This is a genomic window from Brevundimonas vitisensis (assembly GCF_016656965.1).
Classification (GTDB): domain Bacteria; phylum Pseudomonadota; class Alphaproteobacteria; order Caulobacterales; family Caulobacteraceae; genus Brevundimonas; species Brevundimonas vitisensis.
Genome location: NZ_CP067977.1, coordinates 2,801,541 through 2,824,573, shown reverse-complemented (window position 1 = coordinate 2,824,573; position 23,033 = coordinate 2,801,541). Strand labels below are relative to the sequence as shown.

21 protein-coding genes and 1 tRNA gene are annotated in these 23,033 nt (G+C 66.1%); 10 read left to right on the top strand and 12 right to left on the bottom strand.

Annotated features, from left to right (window positions below):
• Positions 1 to 2: 2 nt before the first annotated feature.
• Positions 3 to 332, top strand: coding sequence for a rhodanese-like domain-containing protein (locus JIP62_RS14205; protein ID WP_201102796.1), 330 nt, complete (start codon positions 3 to 5; stop codon positions 330 to 332).
• Here the strand turns inward: JIP62_RS14205 and metG are convergent.
• The 7 genes from metG to guaB form a co-directional block, all read right to left on the bottom strand.
• Complete coding sequence (gene metG, locus JIP62_RS14200; RefSeq protein WP_201102795.1) at positions 329 to 2,035, bottom strand: methionine--tRNA ligase; 1,707 nt, start codon at positions 2,033 to 2,035, stop codon at positions 329 to 331. The genes JIP62_RS14205 and metG overlap by 4 nt on opposite strands.
• A 114-nt stretch (positions 2,036 to 2,149) precedes the next feature.
• A complete protein-coding gene (locus JIP62_RS14195) occupies positions 2,150 to 3,484 on the bottom strand; it encodes an MATE family efflux transporter (protein ID WP_201102794.1) in 1,335 nt (444 codons plus the stop codon).
• 40 nt (positions 3,485 to 3,524) lie between these two features.
• Positions 3,525 to 5,084, bottom strand: a complete 1,560-nt coding sequence (gene guaA, locus JIP62_RS14190) for a glutamine-hydrolyzing GMP synthase (RefSeq protein ID WP_201102793.1) — start codon at positions 5,082 to 5,084, stop codon at positions 3,525 to 3,527.
• Positions 5,081 to 5,755, bottom strand: a complete 675-nt coding sequence (locus JIP62_RS14185; protein WP_201102792.1) for a 5'-methylthioadenosine/S-adenosylhomocysteine nucleosidase — start codon at positions 5,753 to 5,755, stop codon at positions 5,081 to 5,083. The genes guaA and JIP62_RS14185 overlap by 4 nt, the downstream gene beginning before the upstream one ends.
• A complete protein-coding gene (locus JIP62_RS14180) occupies positions 5,752 to 7,023 on the bottom strand; it encodes an RsmB/NOP family class I SAM-dependent RNA methyltransferase (RefSeq protein ID WP_201102791.1) in 1,272 nt (423 codons plus the stop codon). The genes JIP62_RS14185 and JIP62_RS14180 overlap by 4 nt, the downstream gene beginning before the upstream one ends.
• Complete coding sequence (locus JIP62_RS14175) at positions 7,024 to 7,422, bottom strand: MAPEG family protein (RefSeq protein ID WP_230974774.1); 399 nt, start codon at positions 7,420 to 7,422, stop codon at positions 7,024 to 7,026. It abuts the gene before it with no gap.
• A 4-nt stretch (positions 7,423 to 7,426) separates the two neighbouring features.
• Positions 7,427 to 8,884 (bottom strand): IMP dehydrogenase, encoded by a 1,458-nt coding sequence (guaB, locus tag JIP62_RS14170; RefSeq protein WP_201102790.1) that lies wholly within the window; start codon positions 8,882 to 8,884, stop codon positions 7,427 to 7,429.
• A gap of 128 nt (positions 8,885 to 9,012) precedes the next feature.
• Here guaB and JIP62_RS14165 point away from each other — a divergent pair, with 128 nt between their 5' ends.
• The gene (locus JIP62_RS14165) at positions 9,013 to 9,561 is read left to right on the top strand and encodes a DUF2061 domain-containing protein (RefSeq protein ID WP_201102789.1); all 549 of its coding nucleotides are present in this window, start codon (positions 9,013 to 9,015) and stop codon (positions 9,559 to 9,561) included.
• On the opposite strand, the gene JIP62_RS14160 is transcribed toward JIP62_RS14165, so the two are convergent.
• Complete coding sequence (locus tag JIP62_RS14160; RefSeq protein ID WP_201102788.1) at positions 9,558 to 10,268, bottom strand: RlmE family RNA methyltransferase; 711 nt, start codon at positions 10,266 to 10,268, stop codon at positions 9,558 to 9,560. The two genes, JIP62_RS14165 and JIP62_RS14160, sit on opposite strands and share 4 nt — an antisense overlap.
• A gap of 69 nt (positions 10,269 to 10,337) precedes the next feature.
• Here JIP62_RS14160 and JIP62_RS14155 point away from each other — a divergent pair, with 69 nt between their 5' ends.
• Complete coding sequence (locus JIP62_RS14155) at positions 10,338 to 10,787, top strand: peptidylprolyl isomerase (protein WP_201102787.1); 450 nt, start codon at positions 10,338 to 10,340, stop codon at positions 10,785 to 10,787.
• Positions 10,788 to 10,790: 3 nt separating this feature from the next.
• On the opposite strand, the gene JIP62_RS14150 is transcribed toward JIP62_RS14155, so the two are convergent.
• Together JIP62_RS14150 and JIP62_RS14145 are read right to left on the bottom strand one after the other, a co-directional pair.
• Positions 10,791 to 11,300, bottom strand: coding sequence for a hypothetical protein (locus tag JIP62_RS14150; RefSeq protein WP_201102786.1), 510 nt, complete (start codon positions 11,298 to 11,300; stop codon positions 10,791 to 10,793).
• A gap of 1 nt (position 11,301) precedes the next feature.
• Positions 11,302 to 12,252, bottom strand: coding sequence for a M20/M25/M40 family metallo-hydrolase (locus JIP62_RS14145; RefSeq protein WP_201102785.1), 951 nt, complete (start codon positions 12,250 to 12,252; stop codon positions 11,302 to 11,304).
• A 141-nt stretch (positions 12,253 to 12,393) separates the two neighbouring features.
• On the opposite strand from JIP62_RS14145, the gene JIP62_RS14140 reads away from it, so the two are divergent.
• Both JIP62_RS14140 and ligA read left to right on the top strand, forming a co-directional pair.
• Positions 12,394 to 12,996, top strand: a complete 603-nt coding sequence (locus JIP62_RS14140; protein WP_201102784.1) for a carbohydrate binding domain-containing protein — start codon at positions 12,394 to 12,396, stop codon at positions 12,994 to 12,996.
• A gap of 80 nt (positions 12,997 to 13,076) precedes the next feature.
• Positions 13,077 to 15,416, top strand: coding sequence for an NAD-dependent DNA ligase LigA (gene ligA, locus JIP62_RS14135; protein WP_201102783.1), 2,340 nt, complete (start codon positions 13,077 to 13,079; stop codon positions 15,414 to 15,416).
• On the opposite strand, the gene JIP62_RS14130 is transcribed toward ligA, so the two are convergent.
• On the bottom strand, positions 15,413 to 17,026 hold the full coding sequence (locus tag JIP62_RS14130) for an ATP-binding protein (protein WP_201102782.1): 1,614 nt from the start codon (positions 17,024 to 17,026) through the stop codon (positions 15,413 to 15,415). The two genes, ligA and JIP62_RS14130, sit on opposite strands and share 4 nt — an antisense overlap.
• Positions 17,027 to 17,108: 82 nt before the next feature.
• Positions 17,109 to 17,825: a lipoyl(octanoyl) transferase LipB gene (lipB, locus tag JIP62_RS14125; RefSeq protein WP_201102781.1), complete on the bottom strand. Its 717-nt coding sequence runs from the start codon at positions 17,823 to 17,825 to the stop codon at positions 17,109 to 17,111.
• 75 nt (positions 17,826 to 17,900) lie between these two features.
• Here lipB and JIP62_RS14120 point away from each other — a divergent pair, with 75 nt between their 5' ends.
• The 5 genes from JIP62_RS14120 (at position 17,901) to JIP62_RS14100 (ending at position 22,968) form a co-directional block, all read left to right on the top strand.
• Positions 17,901 to 18,152 (top strand): FliM/FliN family flagellar motor switch protein, encoded by a 252-nt coding sequence (locus JIP62_RS14120; protein WP_230974773.1) that lies wholly within the window; start codon positions 17,901 to 17,903, stop codon positions 18,150 to 18,152.
• Positions 18,153 to 18,317: 165 nt separating this feature from the next.
• Positions 18,318 to 18,402: transfer RNA gene (locus tag JIP62_RS14115), tRNA-Leu, on the top strand.
• Positions 18,403 to 18,470: 68 nt separating this feature from the next.
• The gene (gene mgtE, locus JIP62_RS14110; protein WP_201102779.1) at positions 18,471 to 19,877 is read left to right on the top strand and encodes a magnesium transporter; all 1,407 of its coding nucleotides are present in this window, start codon (positions 18,471 to 18,473) and stop codon (positions 19,875 to 19,877) included.
• A 93-nt stretch (positions 19,878 to 19,970) separates the two neighbouring features.
• Positions 19,971 to 21,755 (top strand): lysozyme, encoded by a 1,785-nt coding sequence (locus JIP62_RS14105; protein WP_201102778.1) that lies wholly within the window; start codon positions 19,971 to 19,973, stop codon positions 21,753 to 21,755.
• 43 nt (positions 21,756 to 21,798) lie between these two features.
• Complete coding sequence (locus JIP62_RS14100) at positions 21,799 to 22,968, top strand: isovaleryl-CoA dehydrogenase (protein WP_201102777.1); 1,170 nt, start codon at positions 21,799 to 21,801, stop codon at positions 22,966 to 22,968.
• Positions 22,969 to 23,033 lie beyond the last annotated feature (65 nt).

Genomic DNA, 23,033 nt, shown 5'->3' with positions numbered 1-23,033 from the left:
CGATGACCGTGCTGTCGGTCTCGGTCGAGCAAGCGGCGGCGTGGCTGGAGGCCGGAGAGGCCGTCATGGTCGATGTGCGCGAGGTCGACGAGCACGCTGCGATGCGAATCGATGGCGTGATCCTCGCCCCGCTCAGCCGTATGCCCGCGGCCTTGGACGGCCTGGACCTGCCTACCGATCGAAAGATCATCATGCAGTGCGCCAAGGGCGGACGCAGCGCCCAGGTCTGCGCCTATCTGCAAGGCACGGGGCCTCAGGGTCAGGCCGTCTATAATCTGACCGGCGGGATCGCGGCCTGGCAGGCCGCGGGCCTGCCCGTCGTCGGCGGCTAGGCCTCAGCCCCTCCGAAACGCTCAGCCCATTCCGTGACCTGAGCATCCTCGATCTTGCGGAACAGGACTTCGGTCGCCTGAACCTTTTGACCCCGCGGCAGAAGGTCGAGCAGAGGACCACTCGCCTCAGGCCAGGAAAGATCGTCAACCCCGACGCTGGCGGCGATTCGTGCCGCCGATGACGGAATGACCGGGGCGGCCAGACGAGCAAACAGCGCGACCAGATTCAGGGCGGTGCGGACCGAAGCGGCCGCCTGGACCGGATCGGTCTTGAACACCGTCCAGGGGGCCGCGACCTGCAGATACTCATTGCCCAGGACCCACACCGCCCGCAGAGCGACGCAGGCCTTGCGGAACTCCATGGCCTCGAAAGCGGCCGTCGCCTCGGCGATGCCGGCAGACATATCGCGCGCCAGATCGGCCTCGAGCGGCCCGACTTCGCCCCCATCAGGAACGACGCCGTCGAACTTTGACTCGGTGAATTTCACGATCCGGTTGACGAAATTACCCAGCACATCGGCCAGGTCCTTGTTGGTCGTCGACTGGAACTGTTCCCAGGTGAAGGCGGCGTCCGACCCCTCCGGCCCATAGGCGGTCAGATGCCAGCGCCAGTAGTCTGCGGGCAGGATCTCCAGCGCCTGGTCCATGAAGACGCCGCGCTTCTGGCTGGTCGAGAACTTGCCGCCGTACCAGTTCAGCCAGTTGAATGCCTTGAGCGTATCCACCGTCTTCCACGGTTCGCCGCTGCCCAGGATCGTGGCGGGGAAGCTGACGGTGTGGAAGGCCACATTGTCCTTGCCCATGAACTGGACATAGCGGACGTCGCCCGCCCCCTCGTCCGTGCGCCACCAATCGCGCCAGGTCCGGCCATTGGCATCGGCCAATTCCTGGGTGGCACCGATGTATTCGATGGGAGCGTCGAACCAGACATAGAAGACCTTGCCCTCCATCCCCGGGCGCGGGCCGCCATCCGGTGCGACCACCGGCACGCCCCATTTCAGATCGCGGGTGATTCCCCGATCAATCAGGCCCTCGTCCAGATGTTTCAGGGCAATGGATTTGGCCAAGGTCTGCCAGCCCTGGCGGCCGTCGATCCAGTCGCGAATCGGCTGCTCCAGGCGGGTCTGCAGCAAATACAGGTGGCGGGTGTCCCGAACCTCCAGGTTCCGGCTGCCCGACACCGACGAATAGGGATCGATCAGGTCGGTCGGATCCAACAGCCGCCCACAGTTGTCGCACTGGTCACCCCGCGCCCCGACATGGCCACAGTGGGGGCAGGTCCCTTCGACATAACGGTCAGGCAGGAAGCGGGCGTCGTCGATCGAATAGATCATCCGATCAACCCGCTCCTCGATATAGCCATTGGCTTCCAGGGCGGCGGCGAAATGCTGGGTCAGGGCGCGGTTGGCGTCACTGGAGGACCGTCCGAACCAGTCATAGGAAAGGCCGAACGCCTCGCCTGCCGCCTTCTGAATCTGATGTTGCTCATCGCAATAGGTGCGCACGTCCTGACCAGCGGCGGCAGCGGCCAGCTCTGCCGGGGTGCCGTGCTCATCGGTGGCGCAGATGTAGAGCACCTCATCGCCGCGGGCGCGCTTGAACCGCGCATAGACATCCGCAGGCAGCATGGAGCCCGCCAGATTCCCCAGGTGCTTGATGCCGTTGATGTAGGGCAAAGCCGAGGTGATGAGGATGCGGGCCATGGGAATCCGGTCGGTGAAGGATGCTGCGATATAGGCAGCAAGAAGCGTCTCGTCATCTTCTCCCTCCACCTATGCGAAGGAACGGCGAGCCTGGGGCAGCGGGTAGATCGGGGATCAGGCCAATCGGCGGGTCACCCGCACGAACCGCCCGGTCAGCAAGGTCGCCGAGACCAGGCTGGCTATGATGACGGCCCAGACCAGGCCGTCCACGCCTATCTCCTGCGCCAGCCACCAGCCCAACGGCATCATGATCGCCGAATAGGCGACGAAGTGCAGAATCGTCGGCCACCATATGTCGCCCGCCGCCCGATTGGCCGAGGCTGCCACGACCTGGATCGCATCGGCCACGAAAAACAGGGTTGCCAAGGCGAGCGCCGGTGCTGCCACCGCCACCAGCACAGGGTCGCGATTATAGGCCTGGGTCAGCAAACTGGCCGTCGGCCAGACGAGGATGGCGATAAGGGTCGCCAGACCCGCCACCACCCCGATCCCGACCAGTCCTGCCCTCAGCACCGCCGCTCGATCGCGTGCGCCATAGGCACGTCCGACCAGTACGGCCGTGGCGGCCGACAGCCCCATGGGCACCATGAACACAATGGCCGAGATGTTCAGCACAATGGTCCAGGCCGTCGTCTCGACAGCACCCAGCCGGCCGGCGATGAAGGTCATGGCGGCAAAGGCCCCGACCTCGATGAAATAGCTGGACCCGGCCCCATAGCCGATCTTGCGCTGTTCCCGCTCAGCCGGACGATCGCGCGCCGGACGGGCGAACACGCCAAGCGACCGGGCCTCCGGCAGTCGCAGGATATAGACGACCAGGAATGCCGCCAGGGCTGTCCGCGCACCGAAGGTCGCCCAGGCAGAGGCCACGGCACCGGACTGCCCGATGCCCAGAAGGTCAGGCACCAGCAGCAGATTGAGCCCCAGATTCACACCGTTGGCGATCCACATGGCCCACATGCCGGGCTTGGGTCGACCCAGGGCTTCCAGAAAGAACTGGGCTGCCACGCTGATCAGATAGGCGGGCATGGACAGGGCAAAGACGATCAGGGCCGGACTGGCCCCTTCGCCCAGGCCGTCGGCCAGCCCGAGGTTCCGCATGGCCCACGGGCCCAGCAGGATCAGAGCGACCATGGAAACCAGGCCGATCTGCAGGGAATAGGCGACGCCGCGCCGGAATACGGCACCAACCTCAGCCCGGCGTCCCTCACCCAGCAGACGGGCGGTCATCACCTGAACGCCCATCATCAGACCGACCGCAGTGGTGATGACGATCGAGGTCGGAGCCCAGGCCAGGGCGTGAAAGGCCAGTTCCTCGCCCGAATGGTTGCCCACCACGATGGCGTCGGTCAGGCCCATGGTCATGATGCCGATGCGCGCCAGCACCACAGGCCAGGCCAAGGTCAGCAGATCGCGCAGCGTCGATCGCGTCGCAGAAGAAGGAATCATGGATGTGCCGAATGCGAACAGCGACCGAAGTCGAGGTGCCCTATTCCCACTCGATGGTTCCCGGCGGCTTGGAGGTCACGTCATAGACGACGCGGTTCACACCCCGGACCTCGTTGACGATTCGCGTGGCCGTCTTGCCCAGGACGTCCCAAGGGAACTCGAAGAAGTCCGCCGTCATACCGTCGGTCGATGACACGGCCCGCAGCGCCAGCACCTTCTCATAGGTCCGCGCGTCGCCCATGACGCCGACGGTCTTGACCGGCAGCAGGACGGCGAAGGCCTGCCAGATCTTGTCGTAGAGACCGGCCTTGCGGATTTCGTCCAGATAGATGGCATCGGCCTGTTGCAGGGTTTCGACGGCATCGGGCGTGATTTCGCCGGGGATACGGATAGCCAGCCCCGGCCCCGGGAAGGGATGACGGCCGACGAAGGCGTCGCTCAGCCCCAGTTCGCGGCCAAGAGCCCGGACCTCATCCTTGAACAGCTCACGCAGCGGCTCGACCAGCTTCAGCTTCATATAGTCGGGCAGACCACCGACGTTGTGGTGGCTCTTGATGACATGAGCCTTGCCGCTGGAGGACGATACGCTCTCGATCACGTCGGGATAGAGCGTGCCCTGGGCCAGGAATTCGGCGCCATCGATCTTGGCCGCCTCGCGGTCGAACACCTCGATGAAAACCCGGCCGATCGTCTTGCGTTTGGTCTCCGGGTCCGACTGGCCGGCCAAGGCCCCCAGGAACTCGGCCGAGGCGTCCACGTGGATCAGCGGGATGTTGTAGTACTCTCGGAACAGGGTCGTGACCTGTTTGGCCTCGTCCTTGCGCAACAGGCCGGTGTCGACGAAGACACACGTCAGCTGATCACCGATCGCCTCATGGATCAGCACGGCCGCGACGGAGGAATCCACCCCGCCGGACAGACCGCAGATAACCTTGGCGTCGCCGACCTGTTCGCGGATCTGCGCGATCTTTTCGTCGCGATAGGCGGCCATGGTCCAGTCGCCCTTCAGCCCGGCGATCCGATGCGTGAAGTTCGTCAGCATCTGGTGGCCCCGGGGCGTGTGCATCACCTCGGGGTGGAACTGCACACCGTAGAAGCGGCGGTTCTCATCGGCGATTACCGCATAGGGCGAGCCGGCCGAAGAGGCGACGACATCGAAGCCTTCGGGAATGGCGACGATCTTGTCGCCATGGCTCATCCAGACGGTCTCTTCCTCACCGACCGGTGCCAGGCCCTCCAGTAGCGGAGACGCCTTTTCGACGGTGATTTCTGCCCGGCCGAACTCGCGAGTGTGACCGCCCTCGACCTTGCCGCCCAGCTGCTCGCACATGGTCATTTCGCCGTAGCAGATGCCCAGCACCGGCACGCCCGCCTCGAAGACGGCCTGGGGCGCGCGGGGGCTGCCCTCTTCGTGGACGCTTTCGGGACCGCCCGACAGGATGATGGCCGCCGGCTTCATTCCCGCCAGCGCCGCCTCGGCCTTCGCATGGGGATGAATCTCGCAATAGACATTGGCCTCGCGCAGACGGCGGGCGATCAGTTGAGTCACCTGACTGCCGAAGTCGACGATCAGGACTTTTTGGTGATCGGTTTCGGTCATGCGGAGACATCCGTGTGGGCAGAGAATTCGGGGGCGGAAAGGCCGCTCTCTTCCAGCAGAGCGATCAGTCTGTCGAGGGCCAGGGCCAGGTTTTCATCGACGTGGTGCAGGGTCGAGGTCCAGTCTTCCAGCGCCGTCAGTTTCGTCCGGCCATCGGAGACGCCGCGCAGGGCGACCAGGGGCACGTCAAACGTCTGGGCCGACCGGACCAGGGCCCAGGTTTCCATGTCCACCATTTCGGCGGTCACAACATCATAGGCATCACCGGAAACGACGTTTGCGCCGGTCGACAGGCTGGCCCTGGGCACCCCCGGGATCGGGCACGGCAGGGCCATGACGGCGGGCCGGTCCAGCAAGGGCGTTACGCCTGGCTCGAACCCAAGCGGACTGGCATCCATGTCACGGTAGGCTACCGACGACGCCTGATAGACTTTGGCATGATCCAGGCTGCGCGATCCGCAGGATCCCAGGGACACGATCAGGTCGGGCAGCGTTCCCGCCGCCTGCAGTCTGGCCAGGGCGGCGGTCAGGGCGACGGCCGCTTCCACCGGACCGATGCCGGTCATCAAGGGGTCGATGCGCGCCTTCAGATGATCACCGTATTCGGCCGGGGCCGCCATGACGCACAGGACCGAAACGTCGCCGTATCGCTCCAGCCGTCCCTGACTCATCCGGCCCGCTCCAGCACCGCCACGAAGAAGCCGTCCGTCCCGGCCGTCTTGGGCGACAGCCGCAGGAAGCCGTCCGGCGTGCGCCACCGCGAATAATCGGCAGGCGGGTCAACGCGGCCGAAGCCCGGCGCGCGCGCCAGAAAGGCGGCGATCCGGTCCTCGTTCTCTTCGGCGAACAGGGAACAGGTGACATAGACCAGACGCCCGCCCGTCTTCACCAGGGGCGCGGCCTGATCCAGGACGGTGTCCTGCTCGGCCATGCGACGCTCCAGCTGTTCGGGGCTGATCCGCCATTTGGTGTCGGGATGCCGGCGCCAGGTGCCCGAGCCGGTGCAGGGCGCATCGACGAAGACCACGTCCATCCGCCCGTCCAGACCCTTCAGCGGCTCGGCCTCGACCGGCGAGCGGACCTGCAGGTTGCGTACCCCCGCCCGGCGTCCGCGCGGGATCAGATCGGCCATGCGGCGCGCGTCGCTGTCATGGGCCCAAAGCTGGCCGGTGTTGCCCATGGCTGCGGCCAGGGCCAGGGTCTTGCCTCCGCCCCCGGCACAGAAATCCATCACCTGTTTGCCGGCGATCTCGCCCGCGCAGGCCGCCGCGATCTGTGAGCCCAGGTCCTGGACCTCGAACCAGCCCTTGCCAAAGGCGGGAATGGTCTCGACCGCCCCGGTCCGGGTGGCGGGATCGGGGGCCGGAATGCGGGCCGCCGTCACCATGCCTTCGACCGGCTCGACTCCCAGGGGGGCCAGGGCCTTCATGGCCCGCTCCGGCTCGGTCTTCAGCGTATTGATCCGCAAGTCGACCGGTGCGCGTTCGGCCAAGGCCTGCCCCGCCTCGCCGCGCGTCCCGCCGAATACGCGGGCCATGTGCGTATCCAGCCAATCGGGATAGTCACCGCGAACGGCATCCGGCGCGGCGTCGAGTGTGATCGGGTCGTTCAGACGCGCGGTCTCGTCCGGCGTCAGGGCCCCTGGACCATGGGTCTCGTCGGCGGCCGCCTCGGCCACCCGATCGACGGACCAGCGCCAATCCCAGGCCAGGGTGGCCAGGACCGCCGCCCGCGGGCTGTCATCGCCCATCCGCCAAGCCAGAGATCGCCTGCGCCGCAGGGCATCCAGCACCAGGCCGGAGACGAAGGCGCGATCCTTCGATCCTGCGAACCGCGAGCGCTCGCCCCAGGCCTTCAGCGCCAGCCGCGCCGGAACCCGCCGCGTCTCGACATCGGTAAGGACCTCGATCGCTGCCTCTATGCGTCCACCGTCGCGCATCTACAGGAACAGGGCGACGATGATCGCCACCAGTCCGCCCGTCGACGCCAACCAAACCAGAGAGCGCAGATAGGGAATACCGAGCGCATACAGGCCCAGATAGACCACCCGTCCCAGAACATAGACGTGGGCCCCGACGGAGGTGACCAGTCCGTCCTTGCCCGCGACATGGGCCATGATGACCGCCGCCGCGAACAGCGGCAGGGTCTCGAACAGATTGGCCTGGGCCCGCATCAGCCGCCCGGCCAGCTTGCCCGGCGGCGGCGTATCTCCGTCGCGGGGCCCGGCGTTCCATTTGGCGCCCAGCTCGGCCGTGCGTGCAGCGCCGGCAGCCATGATCTGGACCAGAGCCAGCACCAGGGCCCCGGCCAGCAGGATGAACTCGGGCGTCATGTCCATGGTCCTATCCCTGCCTGTAGTTGGGCGCTTCGCGTGTGATCATCACGTCGTGGACGTGACTTTCGCGCAGGCCTGCCCCGGTGATCCGCACGAAACGGGCCCGGTCCTGGAAGTCGGCGATGTTGGCGGCACCAACATAACCCATGGCGGCGCGCAGTCCTCCGACCATCTGGTGCAGCACCGGCGCGATCGGGCCCTTGTAGGGTGTCTGACCCTCGATGCCCTCGGGTACCAGCTTCTGGGTCTCGACCTCTTTCTGGAAGTAGCGATCGGCCGAACCGGCGCCCATGGCCCCGACCGAGCCCATGCCCCGATAGCTCTTGTAGGACCGGCCCTGGTACAGAAAGACCTCACCGGGGCTTTCGTCGGTTCCGGCGAACATCGAGCCCATCATGGCAACCGAGGCACCCGCCGCGATGGCCTTTGCCAGGTCGCCCGAATACTTGATGCCGCCGTCGGCGATGACCGGCGTGCCCGAAGCCTTGGCGGCGCGCACGGCATCCATGATCGCTGTCAGCTGCGGCACGCCCACACCCGCCACGATGCGGGTGGTGCAGATGCTGCCCGGTCCGATCCCGACCTTCACCGCATCGGCGCCCGCGTCGATCAGCGCCAGCGCCGCATCGTGGGTGGCGACGTTGCCGGCGATGATCTGGATACGGTTGGATTCGCGCTTGATCCGCTCGACCACCCGGCTGACCTGGATGGAATGGCCGTGGGCGGTATCGATCACCACCACGTCCACACCGGCGTCAGCCAGGGCCATCGCACGCTCATAGCCCGAATCCCCGACCGTCGAGGCGGCGCCGACCAGCAGCCGTCCCTGATCGTCCTTGGCCGCATGGGGATGGGCCTGGGCCTTCTCGATGTCCTTCATCGTGATCAGGCCGGTCGCGCGATAGTCCTCATCGACCACGATGACCCGCTCGATCTTGCGATCCCGCAACAGGGCCCTCGCCTCGTCTCGGCCGGCCCCCTCGCGCACCGTGACGAGGTCACCGGTGGTCATCATCTCGATCGCCTTGCGGTTGGGATCGGTGTCGAACCGCATGTCGCGATTGGTCAGGATGCCGACCAGCCGCCCGGTGTCGGGGTCGACGACGGGAAAGCCGCTGATCTTCCGCTTGGCCACGATCTGGCGAATCTCGCCCAAGGTCGTCTGCGGCGTGATGGTCACCGGATTGATGACCATGCCGCTTTCATAGCGTTTGACCTCACGCACCTGATCGGCCTGTTCCTCGACCGTCATATTGCGGTGAAGGATGCCCAGACCGCCGGCCTGGGCCATGGCGATGGCCAGCCGGCTTTCGGTGACCGTGTCCATGGCGGACGAGGTCAGGGGGATGTTCAATCGGATGTCGCGGGTCAGCTGCGTCGAGACGTCCGCGTCTGCGGGCATGGTCTCGGACGGGCCGGGTTCCAGCAAAACATCATCGAAGGTGAGCCCTTCGCGTATCTCCATGAGGAGTCTCCGTTTTGCGGGCCGCGTATAACGTGTCGCGGGCGGGAACCGCAAGATCAGGAAGTCGCTATCGTAGCGATAAGAATTATTGCCTTGCGCCCTGAGGCTGCCGCCCCACATTTCCGACCATGGTCAAGCTCATCATCAGCACGGCCCGCCGCCTCGCGCTGAAGATCGCGAGCTATGGCGCAATGCACCTGGTCGTGGCGATCCTGGTGGCCTTCGCCATCACTCGCGATTGGCGCATGGCGCTGGCTGTCGGCATGGTGGAGCCCTTCTTCCAGACCATTGCCTATTCCATCCATGACCGGGTCTGGCACCGTATCGAACGCCGCAAGCGGCTGTCGCGGGTCGAGGAGACGGCCGAGGCTTTCACCGCCCGCCTGGTCCTTATGGACGAGCAGGAACAGAACCGCGTCCATGGTCATGCCGGGCACGACCACAGACTGCCTCGATCGCTGCAGCAGGTGGCGCTCAAGACACTGACCTACGGAGCCATGCATTTCGTGGTGGCGGTGGCCGTGGCCTTTGCCCTGACGCGTGACTGGCGCATTGCCCTGGCCATCGGCGTGATCGAGCCGGTGGTTCAGACAGCGTTCTTCACGGTCCACGACGCCGTCTGGCGCCGCATCGAGGCCCGCAAGGCTCAGCGGGCTGTCGAGGTTTCAGCCGCCTAACGCTTGTTCAGCGCGACCAGGAAGACCTCGGCGCTGTCCTTCCGGCTGGATTGCGGCTTCACATATTTGACCGTCTCGAACTCTGCCCGCAGGCGCGCCAGCACGCCTCCGGCGTCTCCGCCCTGGAAGTTCTTGGACACGAAATGACCGCCGGGCTTCAGGGTCCGGATGGCAAAGTCGGCGGCGATCTCGATCAAGGCAATGATCTTCAGGTGGTCGGTCTGGCGGTGGCCGACCGTATTGTGCGCCATGTCGGACAGGACGAGGTCCGGCTGTCCGCCCAGAAGCTCGATCATCTGGGCGTCCACGCCCGGATGGGTGAAGTCGGCCTGCAACAGGATCGCACCCGGGATCGGCTCGACCGGCAGGAGGTCCACCCCGACCACCGAGGTCGCCCCCCGCGCCAGGGCGACCTGGATCCAGCCGCCCGGCGCGGCCCCCAGGTCGATGACCCGCGACCCCGACCGGATCAGGCGAAATCGCTCGTCGATCTCCAGCAGTTTAAAGGCCGCACGACTGCGCCAGCCCTCAGCACGGGCCCGTTCAGACCATTTATCGGACAGTTGCCGCTTGATCCACTGCTGGCTGGACATCGACTTGGTGTCCGCCGTCTTCATCTTGGTGCCCATTCCGCGTCCGGCGGCGGTGCCGCCTGTGGGCGGGCGGACCATACGGCGGCGCTCGGTAGGCTTTTCGTCTTCGCTCATGCATCTCCCATAGCCCCACGCGGGTTCACGGGCTATCACCCCGCGCAAATGGACCAAAAGGAGCCTCCCATGGCCGATCAGACCCTGACCTTCACTCTCGATACCGGCGACGTCGTCATCAAGCTGCGCCCCGACCTGGCACCGGGCCATGTCGCCCGCATCACCGAACTGGCCTCGGAAGGCTTCTATGACGGCGTGGTCTTCCACCGCGTCATCGCCGGCTTCATGGCCCAGGGCGGCGACCCGACCGGCACCGGCACCTCGGGCTCCAAGAAGCCCAACCTGAAAGCCGAATTCAGCCGCGAGCCGCATGTGCGCGGGGTCTGCTCCATGGCCCGCACCAGCAACCCGGACAGCGCCAACAGCCAGTTCTTCATCTGCCTGGACGACGCGACCTTCCTCGACGGCCAGTACACCGTCTGGGGCGAAGTCATCGAAGGCATGGAAAATGTCGACGCCCTGCCCAAGGGCGAGCCGCCCCGCGTGCCCGGCAAGATCGTCAAGGCGACGGTCAACTAAGGTCTAGTCGCCCAGCGACCAGCGCAGACGGACATCCCTGACGGTCTGACCATCGACCGTCAGGGTACCGGTCACAACCGGCCCCTCCTCGCCCAGGTTCCGGCGCGCTGTCGCCAGGGCCTCGGGGTCGACAACACCGTCGAATACTACCTCTCCCGGCCCCTCGGCTGTGCCCTCGAACCGCAGGCGGTCGTCCTCGACACGATAGGCGGTCGGGCGTACGGCGATTCCACCAACGACCAGACGGACCGGCGCGAAATCGCCCTGGCCGCCGCCGGCTTCCCAGGCCGCAAAATCCGCTGGCTGCCCGACGAATATGCGGTTCAGGGTCCAGTCGCCTGCCGTGGCCGGAACCAGCGGCACATAGTATCCGGAAACATCGCCGCTCAGACCGTGCTGGAACGCAGCGGCTGCAGCCTTCGGGCCCTCAGCGCCGGGCACAGCCTGCCGCTCGCAGGCGACCACGAGGGTCAGGACAGGCAGCAGGATCAGACCGGATACGAGCCGTCGCATCCTAGCGGCTCAGACCGCGATCCAGAGCCCGGAAAGCATCGATCGCCAGGTCGGTCGCATTGGCGAAGACCGAGGGCGTGATCCGCTCGAAGTCGTCGCTGGGGCGGTGATAGTCGGGATGAAAGTCGACCCCGAAATACAGGAACGGCACCTGGGCGCGGAAGAAGGCTCCGTGGTCCGAGGCCTCGACCCAGTTGTCGCTGCCGGTGTCCTGGGGCGTGTCCTTGCCAAAGGCCAGGGATATCGCCCCCCGCGCCACGACAGGTTCCAGCAGAGGGCGCAGGGCCGGATGCTGGTAGGTGCCGGTGACCCACAGCTTGCCGTCCGTCTCAGCCCGGGCCGTCATGTCATAGTTGACGTTCAGGATGATGGACGAAAGCGGCACGGGCGGCGCTTCGACGAAATGCTTGGCACCCAGCAGGCCGCGTTCCTCCCCGTCGAAGGCGACGAAGATCACGCTGTGTTCGGGGGCCTCGGCCTTCAGTCGGGTGGCCAGTTCCAGCATGGTCGCCACGCCCGAAGCATTGTCGTCGGCCCCGTTGTAGATCAGCCCGTCGCTGATCCCGACGTGATCGTAATGGGCGGTCACGACGATATAGCGGTCGGTCACGCGCGTGCCGGGGATGACGCCCAGAATGTTGACGCCGCTATACAGCTTGCCGCCTTCGCGACTGCGGCCTGCCATCTCCCAAGGCTGCAACCGGCCCATGGCGGGGGCCGCAACCCCGATCGCCTCGAACCGCGACACGATATAGGCGCGCGCCCGTTCGCCGCCGGCAGAGCCTGTGTCGCGCCCCTCCATGTCGTCGGCCGACAGTATTCGCAGGTCGGCCAGCAACTGGTCATGACCGGTCACCGGTGCCGTGGTCGCATTGGGCAATGTGTTGCCGGTGGGGACACAGGCTGCCAAGGCCAGGGTCAGCAGGATGGGGGCAATCACATGGGCACGCATGACATCTCCTCGGAACGCCTCTCACGCTAGCAGCCCCCTGCCTTCGCGTCAGCCGACCATGCGCATATGTTCAACTCGTGCTCATGATATGCTAGACAGCGCTGTCAACAGATGCGCCGCAAGAGCGCCAGAGGAAACCGCATGACTGTCCGCACCCTTCTGACGGCCGCGAGTGCCGTCCTGTCCCTCACCCTGTCCACTGGCCTGGCCACGGCCCAGGATGCCCCGGCACCGGCCGCCCGCTCCTCTATTCTGGACAAGGCCGTCAATGACGTCCGGGTGTCCGGGTGGATCATCTATGGCCCGGGCCAGACAACGACCCTGGTCGAGTCAACGGTCCAGGGCGGCTTTGCCCAGCGGATCGACCTGCCCCGCGCCGGTGCCAATCCCTGGGATGTCGGTGCCGCCGCCGTCACGACCAAGCCGATCCAGAACGGCGATGTGCTAGCTGTCGCGGTGTGGATTCGCACCGAGCGCGCGCCTGCGGGATCGGACACCGGCCGTGTCACGCTGCGGCTTCAGGGCAATGCCGAGCCCTATCCCGAGATCGCGACCGAGAGCCTGGAGCCCGGCAGCGAATGGAAGCTGTATTTCACCCAGGCCACCGCCACCCGCGATTACGCCCCGGGCGAAGCGGCCGTGAATATCCAGCTGGCAGCGGCGTCCCAGACGATCGAGCTGGGTCCGATCTTCATTCTGGACATGGGCCCGGACTTCGACCGCTCCACCCTGCCGACCAACTGACGGGACCTATTTTGGGCGAGCCGAGACCGCTTGTGCGGTGATAGGACTTGGCGGTTCGATCCGCCCTCGCCCGAGTCCCGATGCCCCTGACCTCTGTCGCCGATCTCAGCCCTACCGAGGCCGAGGCCGAGTTCGCCCGGCTGAACGCCGAACTGGCTCGCCACGACGCCCTCTATCATGCCCAGGACGCGCCCGAGATTTCGGATGCCGACTATGACGCCCTCAAGCGGCGCGCGCTGGATATCGAAGCCCGTTTCCCGGAACTGACCACCACCGATTCGGCATCCCAGGTCGTCGGGGCTGCCGCTTCGGCCCAATTTGCGCCGGTGCGACACGGCGTGCCCATGCTGTCGCTGGACAATGCCTTTGACGACGGCGAGGCGGCGGATTTCGTCGCCCGCATCGGCCGGTTCCTGAAACTGCCGGGCCAGGACCCCATCGCCTTCGTCGCCGAGCCCAAGATCGACGGCCTGTCGGCCAGTCTGCGCTATGAGAACGGTCGGCTGGTGCGCGGAGCGACCCGTGGCGACGGCAGGACGGGCGAGGACGTCACCGCCAACCTGCGGACCCTCGACGATATCCCGGAAGAATTGGCGGGCTCCGGCTGGCCCGCCGTGATCGAGATCCGGGGCGAGGTCTATGCCCCCAACGACGCCTTCGACGCCTTCAATGCTGCGGCCGAGGCGGCGGGCCAGCGCACCTATGCCAACCCTCGCAATTTCGCCGCCGGGTCGCTGCGGCAGAAGGATCCGGCCATCACGGCCACTCGCCCGCTGCGCTTTTTCGCCTATGCCTGGGGAGAAGTGTCCGAACCCTTTGCCCAGACTCAAGGCGAGGCTCTGGAGGCCTTTCGGCGTTGGGGCCTGTCGGTCAACGACCGCTCGGTCCGGGTAGAGGGCGTCGGCGGCCTGCTCGACGTCTATCGTGGGCTGGAGGCCGATCGCGCGCGCCTCGGCTACGACATCGATGGCGTCGTCTATAAGGTCGATCGGCTGGACTGGCAGGCGCGCCTGGGCTTCGTGGCCCGCACGCCCCGCTGGGCCATCGCCCACAAATTTCCAGCCCAACAGGCCAGCACCGTTCTGGAAGGCATCGACATCCAGGTAGGGCGGACCGGCTCGCACACCCCGGTCGCGCGTCTGCACCCTGTCACGGTGGGCGGGGTCGTCGTCCGCAACGCCACCCTGCACAACGCCGATGAAATCGCCCGCAAGGATGTCCGCATCGGCGACACCGTCATCCTGCAGCGCGCCGGTGACGTGATCCCGCAGATTCTGGGCGTGGTGGATGCTGACCGGCCTGGCCGGGGTGCACCCTATGCTTTTCCCAGCCATTGCGAATGTCCGCTGAAGACCCCGCTGGAAAAGGAGACCACGGCCTCGGGCGTCGAATCGGTCGTGCGCCGCTGCACGGGCGAACTGGCCTGCCCCTTCCAGCGGATCGAACACCTCAAACATTTCGTCAGCCGCCGTGCCTTCGACATCGAAGGACTGGGCGAAAAGCAGATCATCGCCTTCCACGAGCGCGGCTGGCTGGCCGAACCCGCCGACATTTTCCGCCTGGCCCGCGACAAGGACCGGCTGGATGCCCTGCGGACCGAAGAGGGCTATGGCGAGACCAGTGTGGCCAATCTGGTCGCCGGGATCGACGCCCGCCGGACGATTGCCCTGGACCGCTTCATCTATGGCCTGGGCGTGCGCGACATCGGCGAACAGACCTCGATCGTGCTGGCCCGTGCCTTTGAGACCTGGCCCGCCTTCCAGGCCGCCTGCATCGCCGCGTCCGAAGGGATCGCCAGCGACGCCTGGGTCCGCCTGTCGGAAGCGCACGCTGTATCGGCCCGCGTGATCGCCGCCCTGGCCGCGGCAGAGCCGGCAAGCGAGGACCCCTGGCCCGAGGCCCCGCTGGATCAGAAGATCGCCCTCGCCTTCCCCGGCCTGGCGTCTCCGGCGCGGCGGGGTCTAGCGACCCTGGCCCAGGACTGGACCGGGCTGGTCGAACTGGCCCGCGTGGCCCGCCTGGAGGGGCCATCCGAAACCTTGGGCCAGATCGCGGGCGTTTCCGGCGTCGGCCCGGTCGCGGCCCGGGCTCTGGCCGTGTTCTTTCGCGAGCCGCACAACCGCGCGCGCGTCGAGGCCCTGGTAGCCGAACTGGACCGGATCGAGGACGCCGAACGCCCCAAGTCGGACACTGCCGTGGCCGGAAAGACCGTCGTCTTTACCGGGGCCCTGGAGCGATTCACCCGCGATGAAGCCAAGGCACGCGCCGAAAGCCTGGGTGCAAAGGTCTCCGGATCGGTATCAAAGAAGACTGACTATCTGGTCGCCGGCCCCGGCGCAGGATCCAAGCTGGCGGACGCTCAGAAACACGGCGTCCAAGTCCTGACCGAGGACGAGTGGCTGGCCCTGATCGGCGGTTAGGAGGCCAGCGCCGCCTCGACACCGGCCAACAGCGTCGCGGCCGTGATCGGCTTGGGCACGTGCAGATCGGCCCCGGCGGCCATGGCCTCGTCGCGGTGCCGAGCCATGGCGTTTGCGCTCAACATCATCACAGGCGTGCGCGCCAGTTCGACGACCGCCTCATGCCGGCGGATGGCACGGGTCGCCGTTAGCCCGTCCATCACCGGCATCTGCATATCCATCAGCACCAGATCGAACGGTCCTTGGTCCCTGAAAGCCGCCAGAGCCTGGGCGCCGTCGTCGACCGTCACCACATCGGCCCCGCGTGTCGCCAGGATAAGTTGGACCACGCGCTGATTGGTCGGGTGATCCTCGGCCAGCAGAATCCTCAGCGGACGCTGGACCTCGGCGGAGGGCTCAGCGCCCATGTCGGCGTCCGGTGCCGTGCCTTGCGCAGCACAGCGCGCGTCATAGTCCGCCAGGCTCTCGGTCCGCGGCAGGGGCAAGGTCACAACGAACCGGCTGCCATGGCCCGGACGGCTCTCGGCGGTGATTTCCCCGCCCATCATCCCGACCAAAGACCGGCAGATGGCAAGGCCCAGACCCGTGCCGCCGAACCGGCGCGTGATGCTGGCGTCGGCCTGGCTGAAGCGCTGGAACAGCAGGCCCGCATCGACCGGATCGAAGCCGACGCCGGTGTCGCGCACTTCGATCGTCAACACCGGACCATCTTCGGCCTCCGCCACGTCGAGGCTCAAGGCAACACGGCCTTCCTGGGTGAACTTCGCGGCATTCGACAGCAGATTGGCCACCACCTGCCGGATCCGGGTGCTGTCGCCCAGGAAATTCCCCCGGGCCTGCTCGCCCACGATCAGATCGAACGCCAGCCCCTTGTTCTCGGCCTTCAGCCTCATGGTCTCTATCGTGGCGGCCAGTTCGTTCAGCAGGTCGAACGGCCTCGCCTCGATATCGAGCAGCCCCGCCTCGATCTTGGACACATCGAGAATATCCGAGACCAACCGCTCCAGAGTGGTTCCCGAGGTCTGGATCAGCGACACCAGTTCGCGTTGCTCATCGTTCAGACTGGTGCGGGCCAGGGCATCAACAATGCCGATGACGCCATTCAGGGGCGTGCGAATCTCGTGGCTCATATTGGCCAAGAAGTCGCTCTTGGCCTCGTTCGCGGCCTCGGCCGCCGCCTTGGCCTCGGCGAGAGCCCGCTCCTGAGCCAGGCGCTCGGTGACGTCGCGCGCCACCGCATAGATCTTTTCGCCATATCGCCGCGCGCGCCATTCCAGCTGGCGGTACGACCCGTCCTTGTGCCGATAGCGGTTGATGAAGCCCGATACGCTTCCGCGTGTCCGATGGCTCTCCACCTGATGAACACTGCCCATGGTGGCGGTCATGTCGTCCGGATGCACCAGGCGCAGCAGGGGATATCCCTCCATGTCCTCCGGCGCATAGCCCAGGTGCGTTTGCCAGGACCGGCTGACCTTGAGAACGATGCCGTCCAGTCCGCGAATGCAAAGCATATCCAGCGAGACGTCGAAGAAGGTCGCCAGATCGTCGAGGGCGGGGTCCACCGCATCATTTGCGGCGCTCGGATCGTCCAGGTCGAGGGCGTTCAACATGCGGTCGGCAACTCGCTGTGTCCGGTACTGTTCGCCGACCATACGACGCGTGTGCTGCATAGGCGTTAAGGCCTGCGGCTGATTATGCCGGTGCCTGCCCCACTCGAACCGGCCCGAAGACCCGTTCAAAACTGGTCTTCAGCGCAGCGTCGGCTTCATCCATCGTGGCCAGGACGCCGAGGTCGACCAGGCTGGTGACCCCATGCTCGACGATGCCGCACGGCACGATCCCGCCGAAGTGCTCAAGGTCCGGCTCCACATTCAGGCTGATGCCGTGAAAGCTGACCCACTTCCTGACCTTGACGCCGATGGCAGCGATCTTGTCCTCGCGCGACCAACCAGCCCCCTTGCGCTCGACCCAGACGCCGACCCGGCCGTCACGAATGCCGGCGGGAACACCAAAGCTGTCCAGCGCTCCGATGATCCACTGTTCCAGCCCCCGGACAAAGCCGCGTACGTCGCGCCCCCGCGTGTTCAGGTCCAGCATGACATAGGCCACGCGCTGACCCGGTCCGTGATAGGTGAACTGGCCACCCCGCCCCGTCCGATGGACGGGAAACCGATCCGGCTGGATCAAATCCGCGTCCTGCGCCGACACACCAGCCGTATAGAGGGGCGGATGCTCCAGCAGCCAGACCAGCTCGCCCGCCTCGCCAGCCGCGATCGCGGCCGCACGCGCCTCCATCGCCTCCACGGCGAACGCATAGGGGACATGACCCGGCGAGACAGCCCATTCGACCGGCTGACCATCGGGCCTGTTCAGGGACGAAACGGCGGCGCTTAACGCATTGGAAGGCATGACCACCCAATGTGGCCGTTGGGGGGTCCCATGCAAGCCCAGCCGTCCACACCTGTCTCAGCGTCCGAGTTCGCCATGTCCCAGATCGAAGCCGTCGACGTCGAAATCTCCGTCGTCCTGGGACGCTCCGTGCTGCCCATGAGCCAACTGCTGCGGATGGGACGCGGAGCGGTCATTCCGCTCGACGCCTCCGAGAATGATGAGGTCTGGATCCTGGCCAACAACCACCCGGTGGCACGCGGCGAGATCGAGATCCGCGACGACCGAATCGCCATCACCGTGACCCGCCCCGCCGACGTCTATGACTTCATGGCTGGAGCGGCGTAGGCGCCGCGACGAGCGCTGAGCGGCGACTGGCTTGCCCTTCCGCCTCTTGATCTCGGCCGTCGCATTGCCGCGGTTGGACATCCTCGGCTTCTTCGCCCACTCGCCACGCTCTTCACCCCCTTCCCTTCGCACTCAACCTCCGCTATCAGCGCCGATCCAAAGCGAGCGGTCGTGGCGGAATTGGTAGACGCGCAGCGTTGAGGTCGCTGTGGGGCAACCCGTGGAAGTTCGAGTCTTCTCGACCGCACCATTTGACGTCATGGGATAGAGATCGGCCCTACCAGCTGATTCCATTATCGAGAGAGGGAGGCCCCCCGCGTGAGCGACACCATCGCCACCCTCGATCCCGACGTCACCGTCCAGGACAACGAGGCCCTGGACGACGACTATGTGCTGACCGCCGGGTTCGTTGAAAAAGTCGTGGATGCCGCTGACGACGGCGACGGTCCCCGGCTGCGCGCTTTGCTCGATGGCCTGCACCCCGCCGACGTCGCCGACCTGATGGGCTTTCTGACGTCCGAGCACCGGACCGTCGTGGTGCTGGGCCTCTCGCCGGACCTGCTGGGTGAGACCCTGCCGGAACTGGACGACGGGATTCGCGAAGAGGTGCTGGAGCGCCTGCCCGCCGGAGCCCTGGCCGAAGCCCTGCAGGAGCTGGATTCCGACGACGCCGCCGCCGTGGTCGAGGATCTGGAGGACGATCAGAGAGAGCGCGTCCTGTCGGCCATGCCCCTGGTCGATCGGGCTGCCATTGAAAACAGCCTGGGCTATGCCGAGGACACCGCCGGGCGCCTGATGCAGCGCGAGGTGATGGCCGCGCCCCAGTTCTGGACCGTCGGCGACACCATCGACCATGTTCGCGCCCAGCACGAAGAACTGCCTGAACTGTTCTTCGACATCTATGTGGTCGATCCGTCGAACAAGCCGGTGGGCGGCATACCGATCAGCTGGCTTCTGCGTGCGGGGCGCGACATCCGGCTGTCTGACCTGATGGAGCCGGTCAATGTGATCGCCGTCGATCAGGATCAGGAAGAAGTCGCCTACATCTTCGAGAAATATCACCTGATCTCGGCCCCTGTCGTCGACGCCGCCGGGCGGCTGGTCGGACAGATCACGGTCGATGACATCGTCAACATCATCCAGGAAGAGAACCGCGAGGACATACTGCGCCTGGCCGGTGTGTCGGACGAGAGCCGGGGTGCAGGTGTTCTGGGCGTGGTGCGGTCTCGCATTCCCTGGCTGATCGTCAATCTGGGCACGGCGGTCTTCGCCTCCTTGGTCATCGGTCAGTTCCAGACCGAGATCGAGACCCTGGTTGCCCTGGCCGTCCTGATGCCGGTGGTCGCCTCGATCGGCGGCAATGCGGGAACCCAGGCCCTTACGGTCGCGGTCCGATCACTGGCCGCGCGCGAGCTGACCTCGGCCAATGCCATGCGTATCCTGACGCGCGAGATCATGGTCGGCCTGACCAATGGGGTGACCATCGCCGTACTCATGGCCGCGATCGCAGGGGTCTGGTTCGGCCTGCCGAAATTGTCGCTGACCATCGGGCTGGCTGTGCTGATCAATCTGGTCGCCGCGTCCCTGGCCGGAACCCTGATCCCGATCATCCTGGATCGTCTGGACCGGGACCCCGCCGTCGCCTCGCCCGTATTTGTGACATGGATCACCGATACGGTCGGCTTCTTCTCCTTCCTTGGTCTGGCCGGCCTGATCCTGCTTTAGGCTCTGCGGCCCGGCCCTTGCTCCTTCGCCTTGGGGGCGAGCGCGCCCGTCTCGATTTGGGTCAGTCCGGTGTCAGAACCCGTTACGAAACGCATGAAGGTCTCCCGCGAGGGGGTCATTCTGATCAAGAGCTTCGAGGGTTTTCGTCCGCACGCTGTGCGGGACGAAGCCGGGCGCTGGACGATCGGATATGGCCATACCGTCTCGGCCCGTGAGGGATTGAGCGTCAGCGAGGCCGACGCAGAGCTTCTGCTTCAATACGATCTGCTGCCGGTGGTGCAGTCGCTGAATGCCAGCCTGAGTGCTCCGGTGAACCAGCATCAGTTCGATGCCCTGGCCAGCTTTGCCTTTTCGGTTGGCCTGGAGCGGTTCCAAGGGTCGGACGTGCTGGCCCGGCTCAATGCCGGTGCGGCGGGCGAGGCCGCAGATGCCTTGATCGGCTGGCCCGATGCCACGCCTCCCCAGGCCGCCATCCGCCGCCGTGCCGCCGAGCGGGCTCTGTTCGTGGCTGATCCTGCTATGGCGGTAACGCTGGCGGACCTGCTGGCCGCGCCCCTGCCGCCGCCTGCACCGCCGGAAGCCGAACCGGATCAGCCCGCCGCTGCGACGGGCGACGCGATTGCGGAGCCTTCACCAGCCGAAACGTCGGTCGATACATCCGCCGAACCTGCGCCGGACGCGCGGGCCGCAGCCCTGGCCACTCTGCTGGGCGAGCCGGTCGCCCCGCCGTCGCCGGACGTCATTGTCCCATCCTTCGCAGCCGCGCCTCAGCCTGAGCCTGAGCCTGAGCCCAGGTCCGAGCCGGCGGTGGCGGAGGAACTGGCCCCGGAAACCACCGCATCGCCCTTCGAAGTGACAGAAGTCGTGCCCGAAGACACGGTGGTGACGAGCGACGCCGCAGCTGAGACGCACACGCCCGACGCCCCGACGTCCGCAGAAGACGCGCAGGTTGCGCCCCCAGAGGCCGCACCCGTGGCCGCCCCGCCCCATACGCCGTCCTTCCAGTTCCAGCGCTACACACCCTATGCCGCGCCCATGTTCGGGCCGCTGCCGAACCTTTCGGCTGTGCCGGTGCCCGCCGCCGCCACCGATCCGCGCCAAACGGAACCGCTGACGTCGGGCGAGGACGCTGTCGCGCCGGTTGTCAGCCAGGATGTCGCGCCTGAACCGGAAACCCCAGAGAAGGCTCAGATCGCTCCTGAAGCGGTCCCCGCATCCGAACCGACCGTTGAACCGCAGGCAGAGGCTGTCGTCGCCGCGCCGGCCCCGCTCGTCATGGTCGAAGCCGAAGCGCCTCCGAGCGCGCCGGAGGCAATGCCCGCTGTTTCGGTCGAGGAAGCCGTACAGCCGATCGCCGTCGAACCGCTGGCCGTAGAGCCCTTGGTCGTTGAGCCGCTGGTCGTTGAGCCGTTGGTTGTCCAGCCGCCCGAGGATAGGTCCAACACCTTCCCGGTCGAGACACCTGTCTTCGCCCCCGCTCCGGGACCTGGATTCACCCTGACGCCGTCGTTCGAGGATGAGCCCCTCCAGATGCAGCGGCCCGTGTGGGAGCCCAGCCAGCGCGCCCCGGCCGCCGCTGTCGATCAGGACGTGTTGTTCGAGGACGAGCCTGCCCTGGCTTCGGTGCTGCGCCACGAGGAGCCCGATGCGCCGCGTCGGTTCGACTGGAGCGAAACCGGCGCCTTTCTCATCATGGGCGGCGTGGGCCTTGCGTCCTGCGCTGCGTCGGCTGCGGCCTTCCGGCTCGCCGCAGAGCAGCCCTCCCCCATGGGTGAGACCACCGTCATCGCCTGGGTACTGGCTCTGATCGGCATCGTCTGCGTGGGTGCCTCTTCCTGGAACCTTTATCTGCGGTGGACGGGACCGAAGGGCGAATAAAGGTCGCTTTGCGCCAGATCACTGGGAATGCTAACCGCTGGACATGAGCATTCCCAACGCCCCCCAATCGATGGAATTCGGCCTCGGCGAGACGGCCGACGCTATCCGTGAGACCACAGCTCGCTGGGCCGCTGATCGCCTGGCACCGCTCGCGGCGGAAATTGACGAGACCAATACCTTCCGTCGGGACCTTTGGCCTGAAATGGGAGACTTGGGTCTTCACGGCATCACCGTCGAGGAAGAGTGGGGCGGCCTGGGCCTGGGCTATCTGGAACACGTCGTGGCGATGGAGGAGGTCTCGCGTGCCTCCGCCTCGATCGGCCTGTCGTATGGGGCTCACTCCAATCTTTGCGTCAACCAGATCCGCCGCTGGGGCACCGACGAACAGAAGCGTCGCTATCTGCCCAAGCTGATCTCGGGCGAGCATGTCGGCTCCCTGGCCATGTCAGAGGCTGGATCGGGGTCCGACGTCATCTCCATGCGGACCCACGCCCGCAAAGTCGGCGACCGTTATGTCCTGAACGGCACCAAATTCTGGATCACCAACGCCCCTTCGGCCGATACCCTGGTCGTCTATGCCAAGTCCGATCCAGAGGCCGGGTCCAAGGGCGTGACCGCCTTTCTGGTCGAGAAGGGCATGAAGGGATTCAGCGTGTCCAAGAAGCTGGACAAGATGGGCATGCGCGGCTCCGACACCGCCGAGCTGGTGTTCGAAGATTGCGAGATCCCCGAAGAGAACGTGATGGGCCCAGTCGGCGGCGGTGCGGGCGTGCTGATGAGCGGCCTGGACTATGAGCGCGCCGTTCTGGCCGCCGGTCCGCTGGGCATCATGCAGGCAGCGCTGGACGTGGTCCTTCCCTATGTCCGCGAGCGCAAGCAGTTCGGAAAGCCGATCGGTAGCTTCCAGCTGATGCAGGGCAAGATCGCCGACATGTATGTCGCCCTGAACAGTGCCCGAACCTATGTTTATGCGGTGGCAAAAGCCTGCGATGCCGGTCTAACCACCCGCTATGACGCCGCCGGGGCCATTCTGCTGGCCTCCGAGAATGCGGTGAAGGTGTCCCTGGAAGCCGTCCAGGCCCTGGGCGGAGCCGGCTACACCAAGGACTGGCCGGTCGAGCGCCTGGTCCGCGACGCCAAGCTGTACGACATCGGCGCGGGCACGAACGAGATCCGCCGCTTCCTGATTGGGCGAGAGTTGCTGGGCAGCTGATCCCGCCGGGCCTCGAATGGATATTTGTTAAGTGGCGCGGTAGCTTCTGCACACCTAGATGGGGT